Source organism: Paraburkholderia pallida, from assembly GCF_004524855.1.
GTDB classification, from domain to species: Bacteria; Pseudomonadota; Gammaproteobacteria; order Burkholderiales; family Burkholderiaceae; genus Paraburkholderia; species Paraburkholderia oxyphila.
The window spans coordinates 1,462,746-1,479,750 of the sequence record NZ_CP038148.1 but is presented as its reverse complement, the minus strand read 5'-3'; the positions used below and the strand labels follow the sequence as shown (position 1 = coordinate 1,479,750).

The window sequence follows — 17,005 nt, the reverse complement described above, 5'->3', positions numbered from 1 at the left end:
ACCTCCCGAATCGGACAACCGACAGGAAACAACCCAATTGCACGACAGCAACAACGAAACCGGAGCCATAGAAGCATTGTGCGCAGGTTTGCGAACAACGACCGCAGTGTTGCGAGATAGCCGCAGGTGCGTGACATATCGCGTGGGACCTGTTAATCGCGCGGTCCCCATGCTGCGCGAAAGCCGCTATGCAGCAGGCCCCGAGCGCCACCGCGCGCCCGACGGCCTGTGCTCGCCGACCGGATCCCATGTTTGCCACACACTCGCCTTCGCCGGCCGCCTTTCCTCACATCCCTTTTAATCGGACCACGCCTGTTGCATCGGTACGTCAGCGAACATTGCGCGACGCGGGACCTTGCACGGGCGCCTCAACTCACTTTAGCCGCTAGCCGGAAAAACAACCGGAATCCCGTGTGCATCGAGTGGGCAGCCGACGCCTCGCGCCCACACTGGCAAGGCGTAAGCCGTGGTAATGTGGCAAACGGCGCGCGCACGCCTGCTGCAAGCGGCGCGCATCGGGATTCATCGACAGGAACGCACAATGATCAAGGTCAGCATCCTTTATCCTTACCGCGAAAACGGCCGATTCGACACCGAGTACTACGCCGCGCGACATATGCCGCTCGCCGCGCAGCTTTTCGGGGACACGCTCAAGGGCTGGTCGATCGACATCGGGATCAACGCGGGGCCGCCGGGCACGCCGCCGCCCTACGTCGCAGCCGGGCACTTCCTGTTCGACACGCTGGATGACTTCTACGCCGTGTTCAAGCTGCATCAGAAGGTGCTCGTCGACGACATTCCCAACTATACCGACGGTGGCAATGGCACGATCCTGGTCAGCGAAATCAAGGTTACCGTCTGATTCGCGCCGCGGGCCGCAGACCACACGCCCAGAACCTGCGGCCACGCACCGTCACTCATCACAAGAAGGAAAAAACACCGATGTTCGGCGATATCGCCCGCTTTTTGCTCAACACGATTTTCACGTTGTTCGGCGCCGCCCTGCTGATGCGCGTCTGGCTGCAGTTCGTCCGCGTTCCGCCCTACAACCCCGTGACGCATGCCATCCAGCAAGCGACCAACTGGCTCGTGCTGCCGCTGCGCCGCGTGATTCCCGGCGTGCGCGGCATCGACTGGGCCGGTGTCGTCGCCGCGCTGATTGCCGCCATCGTTTATGTGCTGCTGATGGTATGGCTCGCGGGCGTCGATCCGCTCGGTCTGTTGCCCACGCTCCTGATTGTCGCCGTGCTCACGCTCGTGAAGTGGGCGCTCAATCTGCTCATCTGGCTCACGATTCTGATGGCGCTGCTCTCGTGGCTGAACCCGCGCTCGCCTGCGATGCCCGTGCTGCTCCAACTCACGGCGCCGTTCCTGAATCCCATTCGGCGCGTGCTGCCGAACTTCGGCGGACTCGACCTTTCGCCGATTCTGCTGTTCGTGATCGTCCAGGTGCTGCTGATGGTCGTCACGCGCGCGGCGGTCTCGCTCACGCTGTTCGGAATTTGACGCCGCACCCGCGTCCCGCGGCAACGCGGGACGCGGGTGATTGCACAACCCGGTGAATTCCGCGTAAAATGGCGCGCTCTGCGGGCGTCGTATAATGGCCATTACCCCAGCTTCCCAAGCTGGAGACGTGGGTTCGATTCCCATCGCCCGCTCCACGAATTCACATCGCGGCCTCATGCATGATTGCAAGGCGCCGCGGCATCTCCCCTGCCAGCCGATCTGCCCGGCGTCCCGGTTTCCCTGAGATTCATAACCGCGTCGTCACGCCAGTAACCTCTGGTGGGCAGTGGCCATGGGCCACTCCAGCGATTTCCGCCCAGATCCGCCGCTGCACGATTCGCTGCAGACCGGCTTGTCGATGCGCTAGCATCAGCACTTGCAGGCGATGTATTCCCGCGGCAGCCCCGTGTCTTACCCTGCGCATCCGCGCAGGCCGTTATCGATGGAACGATTTTTCATGTCTCGCCGCAGTGCGATCGCGCTGATCGTGAAAGCACGCACCACGCTGCTGGCCAATACCCAGGAGCAACTGTCCGCCGACGCCCAGCATCACGAGGCCCTGGTGGCCGATCTCACGCGCCTGCTGTTCGACGTGCGCGCAGGCCGCGTCGACGAGTTCGAGCTGAAAGCGCCCACGCCCATGCACGTGACGGTGGCAGCGGGCTGAATCCGCCTGCCAGAGAGCCCGCGAGGCCACGCACCCCGCCAGGCCGCTTAAAGCCACGCAGGGCCGCGCTGCTATAATGCGCGGCGGCTTCGCAACCGGGCGCGGCGTCGCGCCGGGTTTGCCCGATGCGGCTCCGGCCAGCTGCGAGCGGCGGCGATCTGCAGCCATGTGCCCCGCACCGCCGCCAGCGTCCACGCGCGAACCTTCCGTCCAACGCGGCGCGAACGTTTGAACGCCGCTATCCAGGTAACACTGCGCGCCATGCCGACAGTGCCCGACACCGCGAAGCCCGCTGCCCTCACCTCCCGTCCTCGAAGATGAACCACGATCCGAACGACGCAGCCCGCACTGGCTGCACGCCGCCCGCCAACGCGGATGACCACGCCGCGAACCCGTCGCAGGAAACGGCTGCGCCCGATGCCTCGGCAGAAGACGCTCAGGCGAGCACTGAAAGCGCCGATGAAGGCCTGCACCTGCGCCGCATCCGCAGCTTCGTGACGCGCGCCGGGCGCGTCTCCACCGGCCAGCGCCGCGCACTCGACGAACTCGGCCCGCGCTTTGTGGTGCCCTACACGCCCGAGGCCGCCGATTGGGACGCCGTGTTCGGCCGCCACGCGCCGCGCGTGCTGGAGATCGGCTTCGGCATGGGCGCCAGCACCGCGGAGATCGCCGCGCTGCGCCCGGACGACGACTTTCTCGGCGTCGAGGTGCACGAGCCGGGCGTGGGCGCGCTGCTCAAGCTGGTAGGCGAGCAGAACCTCACGAACATCCGCATCATTCAGCACGACGCCGTGGAAGTGCTCGAACAGATGATCGCGCCCGCGAGCCTCGACGGTGTGCACATCTTCTTTCCCGACCCGTGGCACAAGGCGCGCCACCATAAGCGCCGCCTGATCCAGCCGAAGTTCGTCCAGTTGCTCATCTCGCGCATGAAGCCGGGCGCGTACCTGCACTGCGCGACCGACTGGCAGAACTATGCGGAACAGATGCTCGAAGTGCTGGGCGCCGAGACCGCGCTCGAGAACACGGCCGCCGACTACGCGCCGCGCCCCGACTATCGTCCGGTGACCAAGTTCGAGCGCCGTGGCCTGCGGCTCGGTCATGGCGTGTGGGATCTGGTGTTCAAGCGCCGCGCGGGCTGACGCGTCGGCGGCAAGCACGACCATCAAGACAAACGGGCGCCGCGGCGCCCGTTTTGCTTTCCGGCGACGCCGGTTCCAGCGTCGCTGCATATTGCGTCACTGCCACGCATCACTGCCAGTCGAGGCCGCCGCCATAGCCGAACAGCAGGATCACGAGCCCGAACGCGATGCGATACCAGGCGAACACCGTGAAATCGTGCGAGGCGATATAGCGCAGGAGCCAGCGCACGCAGGCGAACGCGCTGATGAACGCGGCGACGAAGCCCACGCCAAAGAGCCCGAGCCAGTCGGCCGAGAGCGTCTGCCAGGTCTTGTGCATTTCGTAGACGGTCGCCCCGAAGATGATCGGAATCGCGAGGAAGAATGAGAACTCGGTGGCCACGCGCCGCTCGATGCCGAACAGCATCCCGCCGATGATCGTCGAGCCCGAGCGCGACATGCCGGGGATCAGCGCACAGCACTGCGCGCAGCCGACCTTGAGCGCGTCGAAGAACGAAATGTCGTCGAGAGAATTCACGCGCGCAGGCGGCGGCGCGTTGCCGGCCCCCGCCCCCGCTCCCGCGCGCCGGCGCCCTTCCACCCACAGGATGATCAACCCGCCCGCGACGAGCGCAAACGCGACCGGCACCGGCGAGAACAGCACCGACTTGATCGCCTTCTCGAACAAGAGGCCGAGCACCACGGCAGGAATCGTCGCGACGACGATGTTGAGCGCGAAGCGCCGCGCGTCGGGCCGCGTGGGCAGGCCCGTCACTACGGCGCCGATCTTGCGGCGGAACTCCCAGCACACGGCGAGGATGGCGCCCAGCTGGATCACGACGTCGAAGGTCTTTTCAAACTCGCCGTCGAAGTTGAGAACGCTACCCGCCACGATCAGGTGCCCGGTGCTCGAGACCGGCAGGAATTCCGTCAGCCCCTCGACAATGCCCAGAATCAGGGCCTTGCACGTCACAATCCAGTCCATCCCCACTCCCCTTGCGGAAAAAATTGCGTCGGGGGGACCGTACGGCACTTGCGCGCCCGCCCGCCGACGGCTGCGCGCGGCGAGCTTCCCGTCGCTTATTTCTCGACGATCTGCACGCGTATGCCGTTTGTAAGGATGGTGATTGTACCGGGTTCGTAATTAACGCCGGCAAACTGGAGCTGATCGGGCTTGAACGTGTAGATGGGATAGTTGGCCAACAGCTGGGTGGCGGCCACTGCGGCAACGGCGTTCACCTGCTGCGCATAGATGGCGGCGCCGCCCGCCATATCGACGCTGTCGACCGAGGGCGACTTCAGGATGACCGAGCGGCTCGGCGCATCGTAGGCGAGCTCGCTCGAGAGCGTGAACACGCCGCTCACCGGCTCCTGCATCAGCGGACTTTCGAGATGCGCATCGACACGCACGGCCACGCGGTTGCGGTCGGGAAGCAGGGTGACGACGGGGTTCGCGAGCGTCACATCGAAAAGCTGCTGCACCGAGCGGTGGTACGGGAACTTGCGCTGCACCGCGCCCTGCACCTGCTGCTGCGAAAAGGTGTAGTGATCGGGGATGAAGGGAAAGATGCCGGACGCGCAGGCGCCGAGCGACATCGCCGTGCAGGCCGCCGCACAGGCCGAGAGCACGAAAGCCCGTCGGGCGGCGCGAGGCGTGTCGGGGTTGCGCGAAGGGGAAGAGGCGCGCGTCGCGCGTCGGATCATTCGAAATCTCCTTAATGGACGATGTGGGGACGACGGGTTTCAGCGGGCGCCGGGCGGCACAACTACGGCCTGGTGGCGGCTTCGAGACGCTCGATCCAGATGAGCGCCTCCTCGCGCGACGCGCCGCACATCTCGGCCTGCGGCTGCAGACCCGAGCAGCACGCGGGACGCAACGGCGAGCCGAATATTTTGCACTGCAAGTCCTCGTCGAGTTGCACGCAGCGCACGCCCGCGGGCTTGCCGTGCGGCATGCCGGGAATCGGACTCGAAATGGACGGCGCGATACAACATGCGCCGCAACCGCGGCGGCATGCATGCGCGGACGCGGGAAAAGGGGAACCGGCACTCACCACTGCTTCCTGAAACCAGACTGTTACAGATTCAAAAAAGGACCATCGCCCGGCGCAAGCGCGACCACGGCAAACAACACTTCACATTGTGCCATCGCAAGATGCGACCTTTTTACACAAACATCCTGATCAACGGACTCTTACACTGAGCTTATCAGGCGCATCAAGACGCCCCGCCATGGATGCCGCGAGGCGCACTGCGGGTGCCGCGCCGGCCATCCCAGAGTCCCCGCATGAGCGACACCGACCTTCTGTTTCGTCCCGATCTGCTGGCCAGATACGGCGCAAACGGCCCACGCTATACGTCCTACCCCACCGCGCTGCAGTTCCGCGACGATTTCGATCTCGATCATTACCGGCACGCCGCGGCCGATCCCGGCGCAGCGGAAACCGACCTCTCGCTGTACTTCCACATCCCCTTCTGCGACACAGTCTGCTTTTATTGCGGCTGCAACAAGGTTGCGACAAAAAATCGCAAGCGCTCGAAACCGTACGTGCAGCAACTCGTGCGCGAAATCGAACTGCAGGCGGCGCTGTTCGATACCACGCGGCCGGTCTCACAGCTGCATTGGGGCGGCGGCACCCCCACGTTTCTCTCGCTGGAGGAAATGAGCACGCTGATGGCCGCCACGCGCGAGCACTTCGCGCTGCGCCCCGACAGCGAAGGGGAATACTCGATCGAGATCGATCCGCGCGAGGCGTCGGTGCAAACCATCGAACATCTGCGCACGCTCGGCTTCAACCGGCTGAGCCTCGGCGTACAGGACTTCGATCCGGTCGTGCAGCGCGCGATCAACCGCGTCCAGCCGCTCGAGCTCACGGTCGACGTCATGAACACGGCGCGCGCGAACGGCTTCGAGTCGATCAGTGTCGACCTGATTTACGGGTTGCCGCATCAGAGCGTCGCCAGCTTCAAGCGCACGCTCTACACGATCCTGCTGCTCGCACCCGAGCGCATTTCGGTATTCGGCTACGCGCACATGCCGCAGCTCTTCAAGATGCAGCGCCAGATGGACGCCGCCACGCTGCCCTCACCGGCCACGCGGCTCGCGCTGCTGCAGCTCGTGGTCGAGCAGCTGACCGACGCAGGCTACGTCTATATCGGCATGGATCACTTCGCGCTGCCCACCGACGAGCTTGCGCGCGCCCAGGCTCAGCGCACGCTGCATCGCAATTTCCAGGGTTACAGCACGCGCGCGGAGTGCGACCTGATCGGCTTCGGCGCTTCGTCGATCGGCAAGGTCGGCGACGTCTACGCGCAGAACGCCAAGGATCTGCCGGGCTATGGCGCCGCCATCGACGCCGGGCGGCTCGCCGTGACGCGCGGCGTGCGCCTGAGCTCCGACGACCGCCTGCGCCGCGACATCATCACCGAGCTGATGTGCAATCTCGAGTTGCGCTTCGACGAATTCGAGGCGGCCTATGGGGTACGCTTCCCGGCCGTGTTCGCTCCCGAGCTGGAACGGCTGCGCGCCTTCGAAGTCGACGGTCTCGTCGCGCGCAGTTCCGACCGGATCGAAGTGCTGCCCGCCGGGCGCATGTTCGTGCGCAATATCGCCATGGTGTTCGACCGCTACCTCGGGTCCCAGCAGGTTGAGCGCTTTTCGCGCACGATCTGAGCATTGTCGCCGGGCTAACGTCTATGGTTGCCGCGGCCGCAAATTTACGCCATAATTTGCCGCTACTTCGAGCGTCTGTTTTAAGAGCAGGCGGCGAAAACTGCCTCGGTGGTGAAATTGGTAGACGCGCCGGACTCAAAATCCGGTTCCGAAAGGAGTGCCGGTTCGATTCCGGCCCGAGGCACCAAAGAATATTCCGGCAAGTTCCGGTGAAGTCCAGAAACCCGCGATAGCATAAGGCTTCGCGGGTTTTTTCTTTCCTGGGTGTTCCGGTTTGATCCGTGGACAGCCGGTGGTATCGGGTGGTATTTTTGGTGGCACTAGGCGAGTTACCACCACATTTCGCGCAGCGATACCACCGGACATACCACCATGCCGCTGACCGACACCCAGATCAGGAATGCCCGCTTCAACCCGGATGGCACCGGTAACCGCCTGTCTGACGGCGGACGCATGTACCTCCAGATCGCCCAGTCCGGCGCGAAGTACTGGCGCATGAACTACCGGTTCAACGGTAAGGACAAGACGCTTGCGCTCGGCGTCTACCCTGCCGTGTCACTGGCGGCGGCTCGGAAGAAGCGCGACGAGGCGCAAGAGAAGCTAGCGGCCGGCATCGATCCCGGCGAGGCGAAGAAGGCGGACAAGCGCGCGGCCCGCCTGGCGGCAATCAACACGTTCGAAGCCGTCGCGCTGGCGTGGATGGACGAACGTCGCCCCTATGTCGAGCCCGCGCAGTATGACAAGACGCTGGCTCGCTTCAAGAACGACGCATTCCCATGGCTAGGCAGGCGCCCGGTTGCCGAAATCGAAGCGCCGGATATTCTTGACGTGCTCAAGCGCGTGGACAGCCGCGGCGCACGCTTCACGGCGCACCGTCTGCGCGGTGAAATCAGCCGCGTGTTCCGCTATGGCATCAAGGAAGGTCTGTGCAAGGCGGACCCGGCGCGCGATCTTCTCGGCGCGATACCACCAGCACAAACGACGCACTTCGCATCCATCACTGAGCCCGCCAAAGTGGGCGAAATGCTGCGCGCATTCGATGGCTTCGGCGGCACGTTTCCCGTGCTCTGCGCTCTCAAGCTGGCGCCGATGCTGTTCGTCCGCCCTGGCGAGCTGCGCAAGGCGGAATGGGAGCATATCGACCTCGACAAGGCCGAATGGCGTTATCTCGTGAGTAAGACAGATACACCGCACCTTGTGCCGCTCTCCGCGCAGGCCGTCGCGATCCTGCGAGAGCTGCACGCGCTCACCGGCTCCGGGCGTTACGTGTTCCCCGGCGCACGCGACCGGAACCGGCCGATGAGCGAGGCAGCCATCAACGCCGCCTTGCGCCGGCTCGGCTATGACACGAAAACGGAGATCACCGGCCACGGTTTTCGCGCGATGGCGCGCACGATCCTGCACGAGGAGCTGGAACAAAAACCGGAGGTTATCGAGCACCAGCTCGCGCACGCCGTACCGGACAACCTGGGCGGCGCGTACAACCGCACGCGGTTTATCAAGGATCGGCGGGCGATGATGCAGGTATGGGCGGACTACTTGGACAGGCTCAAAGCCGGCGCGACAGTCCTGCAACTGGCAGGCTAGACAGCGGGGATGATGGGCGGGCTTTGCAAGTTCGCCCCCAATTTAGGGCAAGTGCAAAATTCTAGGTTACACTTCGGCTCGTGCTGGAACGCGCAAGCACGAAAGGCCTCGCATTGGAGGCCTATTGAGCGTCGCCCTGAAGTGCTCGAACACCAAGGGCGGCATTTTTATAACTGGAGTCCCTTTCCCGGAACACCTAGTCGATACCATTAAAGCATCGACTACGGCGTGATACTAAAGGCGCGCTCGCGCGTTGTCAACACTTGTCACACGCCCGCATGGTGAAACGACTCCGGCCACTTTTGAGAGGAAGTGACCCATGGTTGGACAGATTCAACCCACCCTCAACGTTATGCTACGCCGCAAACAGGTTGAGGCCGCAACCGGCCTTTCGCGCTCCACGATCTATGCGCGCATCGCTGCGAAAACCTTCCCTCCCGCTGTCCAACTTGGACCACGTTCTGTCGGCTGGCGCCAAAGTTCAATCGAGGAATTTCTGGCCGATCCGGCGAACTACCGCGCCGACGCAGCCGCAACGCAAGCCGCCGATACTCCGGCAAGCGAGACACCGCCCACCGGTCCGAAGCAAGTCCGCAAGCAAGCTGTGGCGCTCGTTCCTGCCGATGCGGAGGGCTGAGCGATGGCGACGATTCGAAATAAAAAGGGCCACACTTCCACGAAGAGCGCAGCCTCGACAAACGCGCTGGATTACCACTCAGCCCGCCGTGACGCCGCAACCAGTTTCGCGCTGCTGCGCGAGATGCTGGTACTGACCCGTGAGGCTGAGGGCAAGACAACTCGGGCGCATCACTACGCGAACGAAATCCGCCTCGTGAATCGGGCCTTCAGCGGTGTGGCTGGGCCGCTGGATCGTGACGCCATGACTGCAGCCGATCTGCGCGTACTGACCAAGTTACAGGTGCGTGATGCCGCGCTGATTGGTTCGGGCAAGGCTTACGCCGAGCGCAAGGCAATGCTGGCAGACTACGCCGCAACACTGCGCCCGCGACTGACGGGAGACCTGCAATGACCCGTCAGCAAAAACTCGCCGCGACCCCGCACCGCATCCCCGGCAACGATGCGGCGATTGCAGCCGGGCCCGCCGATGCAGAGACCAACTATCCCGCACTCGACATGCGCCCATGCTGGCGTGCCTATTCCGACTGGCAGGAGATCGAGGGCGTCACGCTCAAACCGGGCGTGTACTACCACGGCATGAAGCTGGGCAAAGCCGACGAGCCGCCCGAGCTGCTCGACAAGTGGATCTGTTCGCCGATGTGGGTGACAGCCGTCACGCGCAACCGTGAGGACGGCGGCTATGGGCGCTTGCTGGAGATGCTGTCGCCATCCACCGGACGCATCAAGCGGTGGGCGATGCCGATGGCAATGCTCGCGGGTGACGGTAACGAGGTGCGCGCCGAGCTGCTCAGCGAGGGCGTCACGTTCGATCTGCGCAACCGTGGCGGCATCACCGATTACATCATCAACCAGCATCCGAAGCTGACCATGCGCGCCGCCAGCGTGACCGGCTGGCACGACGATGCGTTTGTGCTGCCTGACGGCGTGATCGGCGCGGATGACATCTGGTTTCAGGCATCGGGCCGCACCGCCTCCTATGCCGTGGCCGGGACGTTCGAGGGCTGGGGCACGCTGGCCGCGCTGGCGGCAGGAAACCCCATGTTGATGTTCGCCATGTCGGCGGCGTTTGCTGGCCCGCTGCTGCACCCGCTCAACATCGACGGCGGCGGCGCGCACCTGTTCGGCGATTCATCGAGCGGCAAAACAACAGCACTGACGGCGAGTATCAGCGCGTGGGGCGGCACTCAGTTCAAGCGCACATGGCGCGCGACGGCAAACGGTCTTGAGGGTGCGGGCGCGATGCACTCCGATACCCTTCTGGCGCTTGATGAGATCGGAGAGATTGACCCGCGCAGCCTCTACGAGTCCGCCTATGCGCTTATCAACGGTGTGGGCAAGACGCGGGCGAACCGCTCCGGCGAGGCACGACAGGCGGCGCGCTGGCGGGCGTTCCTGCTATCCACAGGGGAACTGACGGTAGGGGCGCGCATGGCGGCTGGCGGCATTGAAGCGAAGGCCGGGCAAGCTGTGCGCATCCTCGACGTGCCGGTTAGTGGCAAGCACGGCATCTTCGATGACCTACACGGGCGCGCATCTGGCGGTGTGCTGTCCGACGAGGTGCGCAACCTTGCCGCCAACCACTACGGCCACGCCGGGCCGCGCTTTATCAAACACCTTGTTGCTAAGCTGCGCGGCGGGCTTCGTCTGTCCGATTCGCTCGACTGGATCATCAAGCGATTCCCTGAAGGATCGGATCAAGAGCGACGCGCGGCCCGCACGTTCGCCCTGTGCGCGCTTGCCGGGGAGCTGTCGGCATCGTGGGCTGTCACGCCCTGGGAGAAGGACACGCCGACCGCAGCGGCGCTGCACGCTTTCAACCTGTGGCGCGGCCAGCGTGGCGCATCGGGCAGCAACTCCGAGCACGCGGCCATCCTGCGCGCCGTGGCCGACTTTATCGACCGTCACGGCGATAGCCGGTTCTCGAACATCGAGGGAAGCGCCGATGCGGTGCGAGACCGGGCCGGGTACTGGAAAAAGGACAGCGAACGGCGTTTGTACCTGTTCACGTCAGGCGGTCTGCGTGAGGCGACGAAGGGCTATGACTTCCACCGCGCCTTGAAGGCGATTGATGACGCGGGCGCGCTCGCAGGGAAGAGCAAGAAGGAGGACGCGAAGCCGACCAACACGCCGGAAGGCAAAAAACGCCTATATCACATCGATCCACTGCAACTCGATGGGGTGAGCTAATGAAGTGCGAGATTTTCGAGACGTTCCACGCGTTCCATGTGCTCCACCCGTATCTGGCAAGGATTTCAGCCGGAACGTCGGCGGAACGTGTGGGTGTTACAGACGTTCCAGAATCCATTGCGTGCGGCCCTCATGAAACGTCCCGAACGCCTGCATCATCGGGAACGTTCCGCCGCAAACCCTTGATGCATAAGGCTAGAACGCGTGGAACGGCGAGAACGTGCAAAAAATATACTAGAGGAAGTCGTAAGCGATAAGCCGACTAGGCTGAATCCCGCCGACTGCGTCGGCGCACTAAATGATCGGCGGTGCGCTCTACCCACCAAACCCCCAACCATTGAGAAAAGTGTGGAAAGGCAGGTATTCGGATTCGGAGGTTGACGTTCGCGGGACATGTTGCGTTGCGAGATTGGGTCCCTTGACCGTTTGCAGGTCACGTGTGGCGTGTGTCGACCCTGAGCGGACCGACAGTGTTCTGCGCGTCAACGACTCTTTGTAAAGGCAGAGCGGACGCACGCTCATCCTTGTCTGGGGGGAAGTCGACGTTGAATTCGCCATGCAAACGGTCGGCATTGGTACCTCCCCTTCACCCGATGTCAGTGGCGGTAATTCAACACCTCGATTTTTCCCTCCTTCGGTTTATGAGCATCCCTGGCAGGGTGCGTCGGAGCCTGTGGACCCGGTGCATGCCCTCTTCACTTGTATGGCTCGCGAGATTGCCCCAAAGGGCAATCTCGTTGCCCTTTGCCCTAATGGGCATTTGTCTGGAAGTATCTAATTCTTTCAAGATTACGCGCCTGCAGCGCTACTGCCAGCGCATAACAGGCTGCCGGCATCCCCAGAGGGCATAACGATGACACTTTCGCGTAGAGACTTTCACCGCATAAGCATGGCAATGGTGGCGGGGGTCGCAACTGTGGGCAATAGCCCGAATGTCGTCGCCGAAGAGGCGCCGACGCCTCTGGCGTCGGGAGCGGGTAGCCCCGGGGAGCCGCTGGGTGGCCAACCTCCCGCCGGCTCGACTGCCTCGATCAAGGACTTTGACTACCAGATCAAGTATCAGCGCGCGTTCGAAGCGGTTCTGTGGAACATGCCCGCGATTGCGATCTACAGTTTCCGGCGGGCGGCCTTCGACAATCTGGGTGTCAAGGATAACGACATCATTTCCTATTCAGCGCCGGCTACGCCGAAGCTCGAAGCAATCACCGCGAATAGCACGACACCATACATCTCGGCATTTACCGATCTGCGAAAAGGGCCCGTGGTGCTGGAAGTCCCCGCCGCCGGTGCCGAAGGCAGCGTCTACGGACAGGTTGTCGATGCCTGGCAGTTCACGATCGCGGACGTGGGGCCTTCAGGGCTCGACAAGGGCAAAGGTGCGAAGTTTCTTTTCACCGCGCCTGGCTACAAGGGCTCCGTTCCCAAGGGCTATATCCACGTTGCCTCGCCCAATTTCCGGATCGCGCTGGCATTTCGCTCCGTGCGTGCGCCGGGCAAGACCGCGGCGGACGCCTATCACTATGCGCAGCGGCTACGCATGTACTACCTATCGGAAGCCGCGAATCCGCCAAAGCAGCGTTTCATCGATCCCATCCACGATCGCTACCCCACGCTTCCGTTTTTTGATGAACGGCACTTCGACGACATGCACGCCATCATGAGCGTCGAGCCTGTCAATCCTCATGACAAGATCATGATGGGCATGCTCGCCTCGCTAGGTATCGAAAAGGGCAAGCCTTTCAAGCCCGATGAAACGACGAAGAAGGCCATGCGCCAGGCGGCGATTGATGCGTGGTTCTATCTGCAGCACTGGTACGACCATTTCCCGCGAGAAAAGCTGTTCTGGCCGGACCGGCATTACGCTTCGCTTCTTCAAGCCGACGACAACAAGACCTTCACTTTCGTGTACGACGACAGGATCGACCTGATCAACCGGGCGGCTGAATACTTCTGGTGCACGTACATGCCAAGGGTCCTGAGTGCGGATCCCGCCACCCAGTATTTGATGGCCGTCGCGGACAGCAACGGAAATCTTCTTGAGGCTGGAAAGCTATACAAGCTCGACGTCCCGGCGCAAATGCCCGTCAAGCAATTCTGGGCGCTCACCGTATATGACCGGGCCACGAATGCGTTCATCTACAGCGAGTCCAACCGCACGACGCTTTCGTCTTACGACCTCGACACCATGAAGAAAAATGCGGATGGCGGCGTGACGCTGTACGTCGGTCCCAAGGCGCCGAAAGGGCTGGAGTCCAACTGGATCCCGACGGCGGGCAAGCGTCCACTCCCAGCCATGCGTCTTTATGGTCCAACCGAGGCATTGAACACCAAAGCGTTCAAGCTCAACGATTTCCAGCTTGTTTAATGCCGGTCATCGCCATGGCCGAGTAGATGAACCGTGACGTGGCCGCCGACGCAGCGCGAGCCACGCTTCAATTTCAATGACTGATGGGTGAGGATCTAGCGGTTGCGCCATTTTCAACAACCCGCATGGCGACAACTGCGCAGCATCCTTCGCTTCGATGAGGCAAACGAATGAATCCGAACAAACTGAACCGATCGGCGCGTCTCTTGCGCTGCGCCATTGCGCTCCTCATTTCGGGCACGGCGGCCTACGCTGGCCACGCATCGGCACAGAACACACTTGCACAGACGCTGGAGTCGAGCCGCGACGCGCTGGCCAATGCGCCGTTCGCGGGTGATTTTCCTACGGCGGATTCCGCCAAAGCGCTCAGCGAAGAGTTGTATTTCCAACGCGCCGTACAGGTCTACCTGTGGTCGCTGCCGGCCGTGAACCTGTTCGCCATGAAGGAGGGCTCGGAGAAGACCTATGGCGCGGGCTATAACGTGTTGCCGGTCTGGAAGCAGCGGCTGAACGCAAAGACGAAGGTGACCACACCGAATTCCGATTGCCTGTATGCGATGGGCTACGTGAACCTGGCCAAGGACGGACCGATCGTCGTCGACGTCCCTCCCAAGACGCAGGGGATACTGGATGACTTTTTCCAGCGCCCGCTTACCGGCCCCACCATTGGCGGGAAGGCGTATAGCGGCGATTTTGGCTTTGTCGGTCCCGATGCCGGGAAAGGCGGCAAGTATCTGATCGTGCCGTGGAACTACGATCGCCCGACGCCGAAGGGTTACTACGTCTACCGGTCGCGTACCAACAACGTGCTCGTCTTCTTCCGGGTCTTCTTCACCGACCCGAAGGATCTGAAGCCCGCGAACGACCTGGTCGCCGCTACGCACATCTATCCGTACGGCAAACGTGAGTCCGCAGTGCCGATGCAATTCCCCAACGGCTCGACCGATCCGGCGAACATGCTGTTTCCCCACGACGGCGCCTACTTCGACATGCTCGCGCGTTTTGTCGAGCAGGAGACCGTCGACCCCGCGGACATGGATTGGCGCGGCATGATGGCGGCGATCGGCATTCAGAAGGGCCAACCTTTCCAGCCGACTGCGCGACAGCGAGAGCTTCTGGATAAGGCCGCCAAAACGGCGTTCAAGATGAGCAAGACGGAGATCTGGGACGCTCTGAGCACCCAGCCGGGCGGGAAATACTATCCCGACCGGCAGTGGGAAAATGTTTTCGCGGGACAGAATCCGCAATTCCAGGCGAGCGGCACCTTCACGAACCTGATTCAGCGCGACGCCTATTTCACAACGGCCTACGCTGCAAGTCCTGGAATGGTCGTCGATATGGTCGAGAAGGGCGCCAAGTATCCGTCGACATGGCGCGACTCGGACGGCAACTTGCTGCAGGGCGGCTCGACGTATCAACTCCATCTGCCGCCCAATATCCCTGCGGCCAACTTCTGGTCAGTGACGGTCTACGACCCGATCACGGGATCCGGCCTGGACAACGGTCAGCCACTGCCATCCCTGAATTCGATGGACAAGCCAGCGCCGAATGCGGACGGCTCCTATGACCTCTACTTTGGACCGAAGGCGCCGGCCGGGAAGGAAGCAAACTGGGTGCAGACCGTGCCAAACAAGGGCTATTTCATCATCCTGCGCCTGTATAGCCCCAAGGAGGCTTTCTTCAACCAGACCTGGAAGCCTGACGACGTCAAGCGCATTTCGCAGTAGTGGAACGGCGCAGGCGAACGCACTACCCAGTTCGTAGCTAATCCCGTACCGACCGTACCCGAGGTCAAAGCTGACACTCGGACGGTCGGTAGATGGTGTAAATGGACGTCCGAATTTGGCCGCACAGAGCCCGACGCCGAGCATAGACGATCGTCGTCGGGCGTCGCATGCAAAAGGCATAGGTCGTCCCTCAGAGCCGAAGACAGGAAAGGTGTTGGGCAACGAGTCGAAACGTGTTTCTGACCACGCAATCTGCCCGTAACTGTCCCGGCACCTCACTGTTTTTCTGGTCGATCACTGCCCTTAACGAGCCATACACAGTACGCAAGTGCCTTCGGCACATGCAAAACCCGGAAAACCACTGCCCAGCAAGGGTTCCCGCGATTTCGATCTAAAAAATGCCGATAATTTGCGTCCGACAAGCGTCCGACGCAAAATCATGAAATGCCTGTCGGACATGGGTTTGATTGGCTGAAAACTGGCACACAATGTCTGCAACACTTGTCACACTATGACCAACCACACACGATTCACAGTCCGATGCACCGTCGCAGAGCGGGCCGAGCTTGAAGTCAGATCGGGCGGCGACATCTCGAAATACGTCCGCGCCGTCCTGTTCGATGGCCAGTCGGATGGGATGCTGAACCTCCAGGCCCGAGTAGAGGAGTTGATAGAAACGGTTCACGTTCTAGGCAACAGGCAGGCCCAGACAGGCGAGGAAATACGGGAGACCTTAGCGAAACCCGAGACCCCGACCGCGGCGGGCGCCGGCGATCCGGTGGCGCAAGGGATGCTGCTGGAACTGTTGTTGCTGCAGCGTGGAGCCCGGAGCCGAACCGACTTGAACCGTGCGCAGGCCGAGGTTGAGCGGCAGAAACTGCCGGTTTGGGAGAACTCAACCCGACCGAGTAGTTTTACGGACACAAACGCGACCGAGCGACGACAACAGGCAGAAGCGGAGAGGCAGCACCCACCCGCTAGGGATGAGCGAAAACAAGGCGGCTGGCTCGGTGACTGGCGAAAGAAGTGACGTGGATCACCGTGCATCGCGTCGATGGCGCTCGACGAGAATCCTTGGGAAAGCATCCGACAAGTGACGACGATAGCGCCCTGAAGCGGGGTAGCCTGTCCTGCCCGGTGGTATTTTTGGTGGTATCTCAAAACTTAAAACGCGATATAGCCCCGCCAGTATTGAGATAGCATGATTTTTTTCATTCCGGCCCGAGCACCAGCAACAAATTCAAGCACTTAAGCCCGATCTACTCTGATCGGGCTTTTTGCTTTCTGGGCCTGCGGGACCCTGGTGGTACATACCGGGAAAGCAATGTGGAAAAAGAATCGTCGGCGCTCAATTGCGTCCCGCATTCCGATTTCGCCAACTTTCGCCAACATAGCCGTTCATTGCGCGAATCCGATTAACGAGGGGCTGCCTGATACTGTCGTCGAGAGCAGTAGCCGAGGCGCAACGAGCGCCCAACTTCCGGTTTGCGATTGCGGTAAGGGCGTCGACTCTGGATCGTCCTGCAGGCCACG

The 17,005-nt window shown here is 62.3% G+C and carries 15 protein-coding genes and 2 tRNA genes; 14 read left to right on the top strand and 3 right to left on the bottom strand.

What is annotated here, in order from left to right; translation table 11 throughout:
- Nucleotides 1-541: 541 nt before the first annotated feature.
- The 5 genes from E1956_RS06705 (at nucleotide 542) to trmB (ending at nucleotide 3,315) form a co-directional block, all read left to right on the top strand.
- A complete protein-coding gene (locus E1956_RS06705; RefSeq protein WP_134747917.1) occupies nucleotides 542-862 on the top strand; it encodes an EthD family reductase in 321 nt (106 codons plus the stop codon).
- A gap of 80 nt (nucleotides 863-942) precedes the next feature.
- On the top strand, nucleotides 943-1,506 hold the full coding sequence (locus E1956_RS06700) for a YggT family protein (RefSeq protein WP_134747916.1): 564 nt from the start codon (nucleotides 943-945) through the stop codon (nucleotides 1,504-1,506).
- 80 nt (nucleotides 1,507-1,586) lie between these two features.
- Nucleotides 1,587-1,661: transfer RNA gene (locus E1956_RS06695), tRNA-Gly, on the top strand.
- 302 nt (nucleotides 1,662-1,963) lie between these two features.
- The gene (locus E1956_RS06690; RefSeq protein ID WP_134747915.1) at nucleotides 1,964-2,173 is read left to right on the top strand and encodes a hypothetical protein; all 210 of its coding nucleotides are present in this window, start codon (nucleotides 1,964-1,966) and stop codon (nucleotides 2,171-2,173) included.
- 317 nt (nucleotides 2,174-2,490) lie between these two features.
- Nucleotides 2,491-3,315, top strand: coding sequence for a tRNA (guanosine(46)-N7)-methyltransferase TrmB (trmB, locus tag E1956_RS06685; protein ID WP_134747914.1), 825 nt, complete (start codon nucleotides 2,491-2,493; stop codon nucleotides 3,313-3,315).
- A 109-nt stretch (nucleotides 3,316-3,424) separates the two neighbouring features.
- Here the strand turns inward: trmB and E1956_RS06680 are convergent, their stop codons facing one another.
- The 3 genes from E1956_RS06680 to E1956_RS06670 form a co-directional block, all read right to left on the bottom strand.
- Nucleotides 3,425-4,279: an undecaprenyl-diphosphate phosphatase gene (locus E1956_RS06680; protein ID WP_134747913.1), complete on the bottom strand. Its 855-nt coding sequence runs from the start codon at nucleotides 4,277-4,279 to the stop codon at nucleotides 3,425-3,427.
- Nucleotides 4,280-4,374: 95 nt separating this feature from the next.
- Complete coding sequence (locus E1956_RS06675) at nucleotides 4,375-4,998, bottom strand: DUF1439 domain-containing protein (RefSeq protein WP_134747912.1); 624 nt, start codon at nucleotides 4,996-4,998, stop codon at nucleotides 4,375-4,377.
- 62 nt (nucleotides 4,999-5,060) lie between these two features.
- Entirely contained in the window at nucleotides 5,061-5,351 is a 291-nt protein-coding gene (locus E1956_RS06670) for a YkgJ family cysteine cluster protein (RefSeq protein ID WP_134747911.1), read from the bottom strand.
- A 230-nt stretch (nucleotides 5,352-5,581) separates the two neighbouring features.
- Between E1956_RS06670 and hemN the strand changes: the two genes are divergently transcribed.
- The 9 genes from hemN to E1956_RS06625 all read left to right on the top strand — a co-directional run bounded on the left by hemN (nucleotide 5,582) and on the right by E1956_RS06625 (nucleotide 16,502).
- On the top strand, nucleotides 5,582-6,967 hold the full coding sequence (hemN, locus tag E1956_RS06665) for an oxygen-independent coproporphyrinogen III oxidase (RefSeq protein ID WP_134747910.1): 1,386 nt from the start codon (nucleotides 5,582-5,584) through the stop codon (nucleotides 6,965-6,967).
- Between the two features lie 102 nt (nucleotides 6,968-7,069).
- A tRNA-Leu gene (locus tag E1956_RS06660) sits at nucleotides 7,070-7,154 on the top strand.
- Nucleotides 7,155-7,339: 185 nt separating this feature from the next.
- A complete protein-coding gene (locus tag E1956_RS06655; RefSeq protein ID WP_134747909.1) occupies nucleotides 7,340-8,554 on the top strand; it encodes a tyrosine-type recombinase/integrase in 1,215 nt (404 codons plus the stop codon).
- Nucleotides 8,555-8,873: 319 nt separating this feature from the next.
- The gene (locus tag E1956_RS47520) at nucleotides 8,874-9,191 is read left to right on the top strand and encodes a helix-turn-helix transcriptional regulator (RefSeq protein ID WP_134747908.1); all 318 of its coding nucleotides are present in this window, start codon (nucleotides 8,874-8,876) and stop codon (nucleotides 9,189-9,191) included.
- Nucleotides 9,192-9,194: 3 nt separating this feature from the next.
- Entirely contained in the window at nucleotides 9,195-9,584 is a 390-nt protein-coding gene (locus tag E1956_RS06645; RefSeq protein WP_134747907.1) for a hypothetical protein, read from the top strand.
- Nucleotides 9,581-11,380 carry a DUF927 domain-containing protein gene (locus tag E1956_RS06640; RefSeq protein ID WP_134747906.1) on the top strand — a complete coding sequence of 600 codons (1,800 nt, stop codon included), beginning with the start codon at nucleotides 9,581-9,583 and terminating at the stop codon, nucleotides 11,378-11,380. Before E1956_RS06645 ends, E1956_RS06640 begins: the two co-directional genes overlap by 4 nt.
- An 889-nt stretch (nucleotides 11,381-12,269) precedes the next feature.
- The gene (locus E1956_RS06635) at nucleotides 12,270-13,745 is read left to right on the top strand and encodes a DUF1254 domain-containing protein (RefSeq protein WP_197732819.1); all 1,476 of its coding nucleotides are present in this window, start codon (nucleotides 12,270-12,272) and stop codon (nucleotides 13,743-13,745) included.
- A 170-nt stretch (nucleotides 13,746-13,915) separates the two neighbouring features.
- Nucleotides 13,916-15,472 (top strand): DUF1254 domain-containing protein, encoded by a 1,557-nt coding sequence (locus E1956_RS06630; RefSeq protein WP_134747904.1) that lies wholly within the window; start codon nucleotides 13,916-13,918, stop codon nucleotides 15,470-15,472.
- 511 nt (nucleotides 15,473-15,983) lie between these two features.
- Nucleotides 15,984-16,502, top strand: coding sequence for a hypothetical protein (locus E1956_RS06625; RefSeq protein WP_134747903.1), 519 nt, complete (start codon nucleotides 15,984-15,986; stop codon nucleotides 16,500-16,502).
- The last annotated feature ends 503 nt before the right edge of the window (nucleotides 16,503-17,005 follow it).

Coding starts and splice junctions, on each gene's coding strand:
- E1956_RS06705 (WP_134747917.1), top strand. CDS start 542: ATGATCAAGGTCAGCATCCTTTATCCTTACCGCGAAAACGGCCGATTC.
- E1956_RS06700 (WP_134747916.1), top strand. CDS start 943: ATGTTCGGCGATATCGCCCGCTTTTTGCTCAACACGATTTTCACGTTG.
- E1956_RS06690 (WP_134747915.1), top strand. CDS start 1,964: ATGTCTCGCCGCAGTGCGATCGCGCTGATCGTGAAAGCACGCACCACG.
- trmB (WP_134747914.1), top strand. CDS start 2,491: ATGAACCACGATCCGAACGACGCAGCCCGCACTGGCTGCACGCCGCCC.
- E1956_RS06680 (WP_134747913.1), bottom strand. CDS start 4,279: ATGGACTGGATTGTGACGTGCAAGGCCCTGATTCTGGGCATTGTCGAG.
- E1956_RS06675 (WP_134747912.1), bottom strand. CDS start 4,998: ATGATCCGACGCGCGACGCGCGCCTCTTCCCCTTCGCGCAACCCCGAC.
- hemN (WP_134747910.1), top strand. CDS start 5,582: ATGAGCGACACCGACCTTCTGTTTCGTCCCGATCTGCTGGCCAGATAC.
- E1956_RS06655 (WP_134747909.1), top strand. CDS start 7,340: ATGCCGCTGACCGACACCCAGATCAGGAATGCCCGCTTCAACCCGGAT.
- E1956_RS47520 (WP_134747908.1), top strand. CDS start 8,874: ATGGTTGGACAGATTCAACCCACCCTCAACGTTATGCTACGCCGCAAA.
- E1956_RS06645 (WP_134747907.1), top strand. CDS start 9,195: ATGGCGACGATTCGAAATAAAAAGGGCCACACTTCCACGAAGAGCGCA.
- E1956_RS06640 (WP_134747906.1), top strand. CDS start 9,581: ATGACCCGTCAGCAAAAACTCGCCGCGACCCCGCACCGCATCCCCGGC.
- E1956_RS06635 (WP_197732819.1), top strand. CDS start 12,270: ATGGCAATGGTGGCGGGGGTCGCAACTGTGGGCAATAGCCCGAATGTC.
- E1956_RS06630 (WP_134747904.1), top strand. CDS start 13,916: ATGAATCCGAACAAACTGAACCGATCGGCGCGTCTCTTGCGCTGCGCC.
- E1956_RS06625 (WP_134747903.1), top strand. CDS start 15,984: ATGACCAACCACACACGATTCACAGTCCGATGCACCGTCGCAGAGCGG.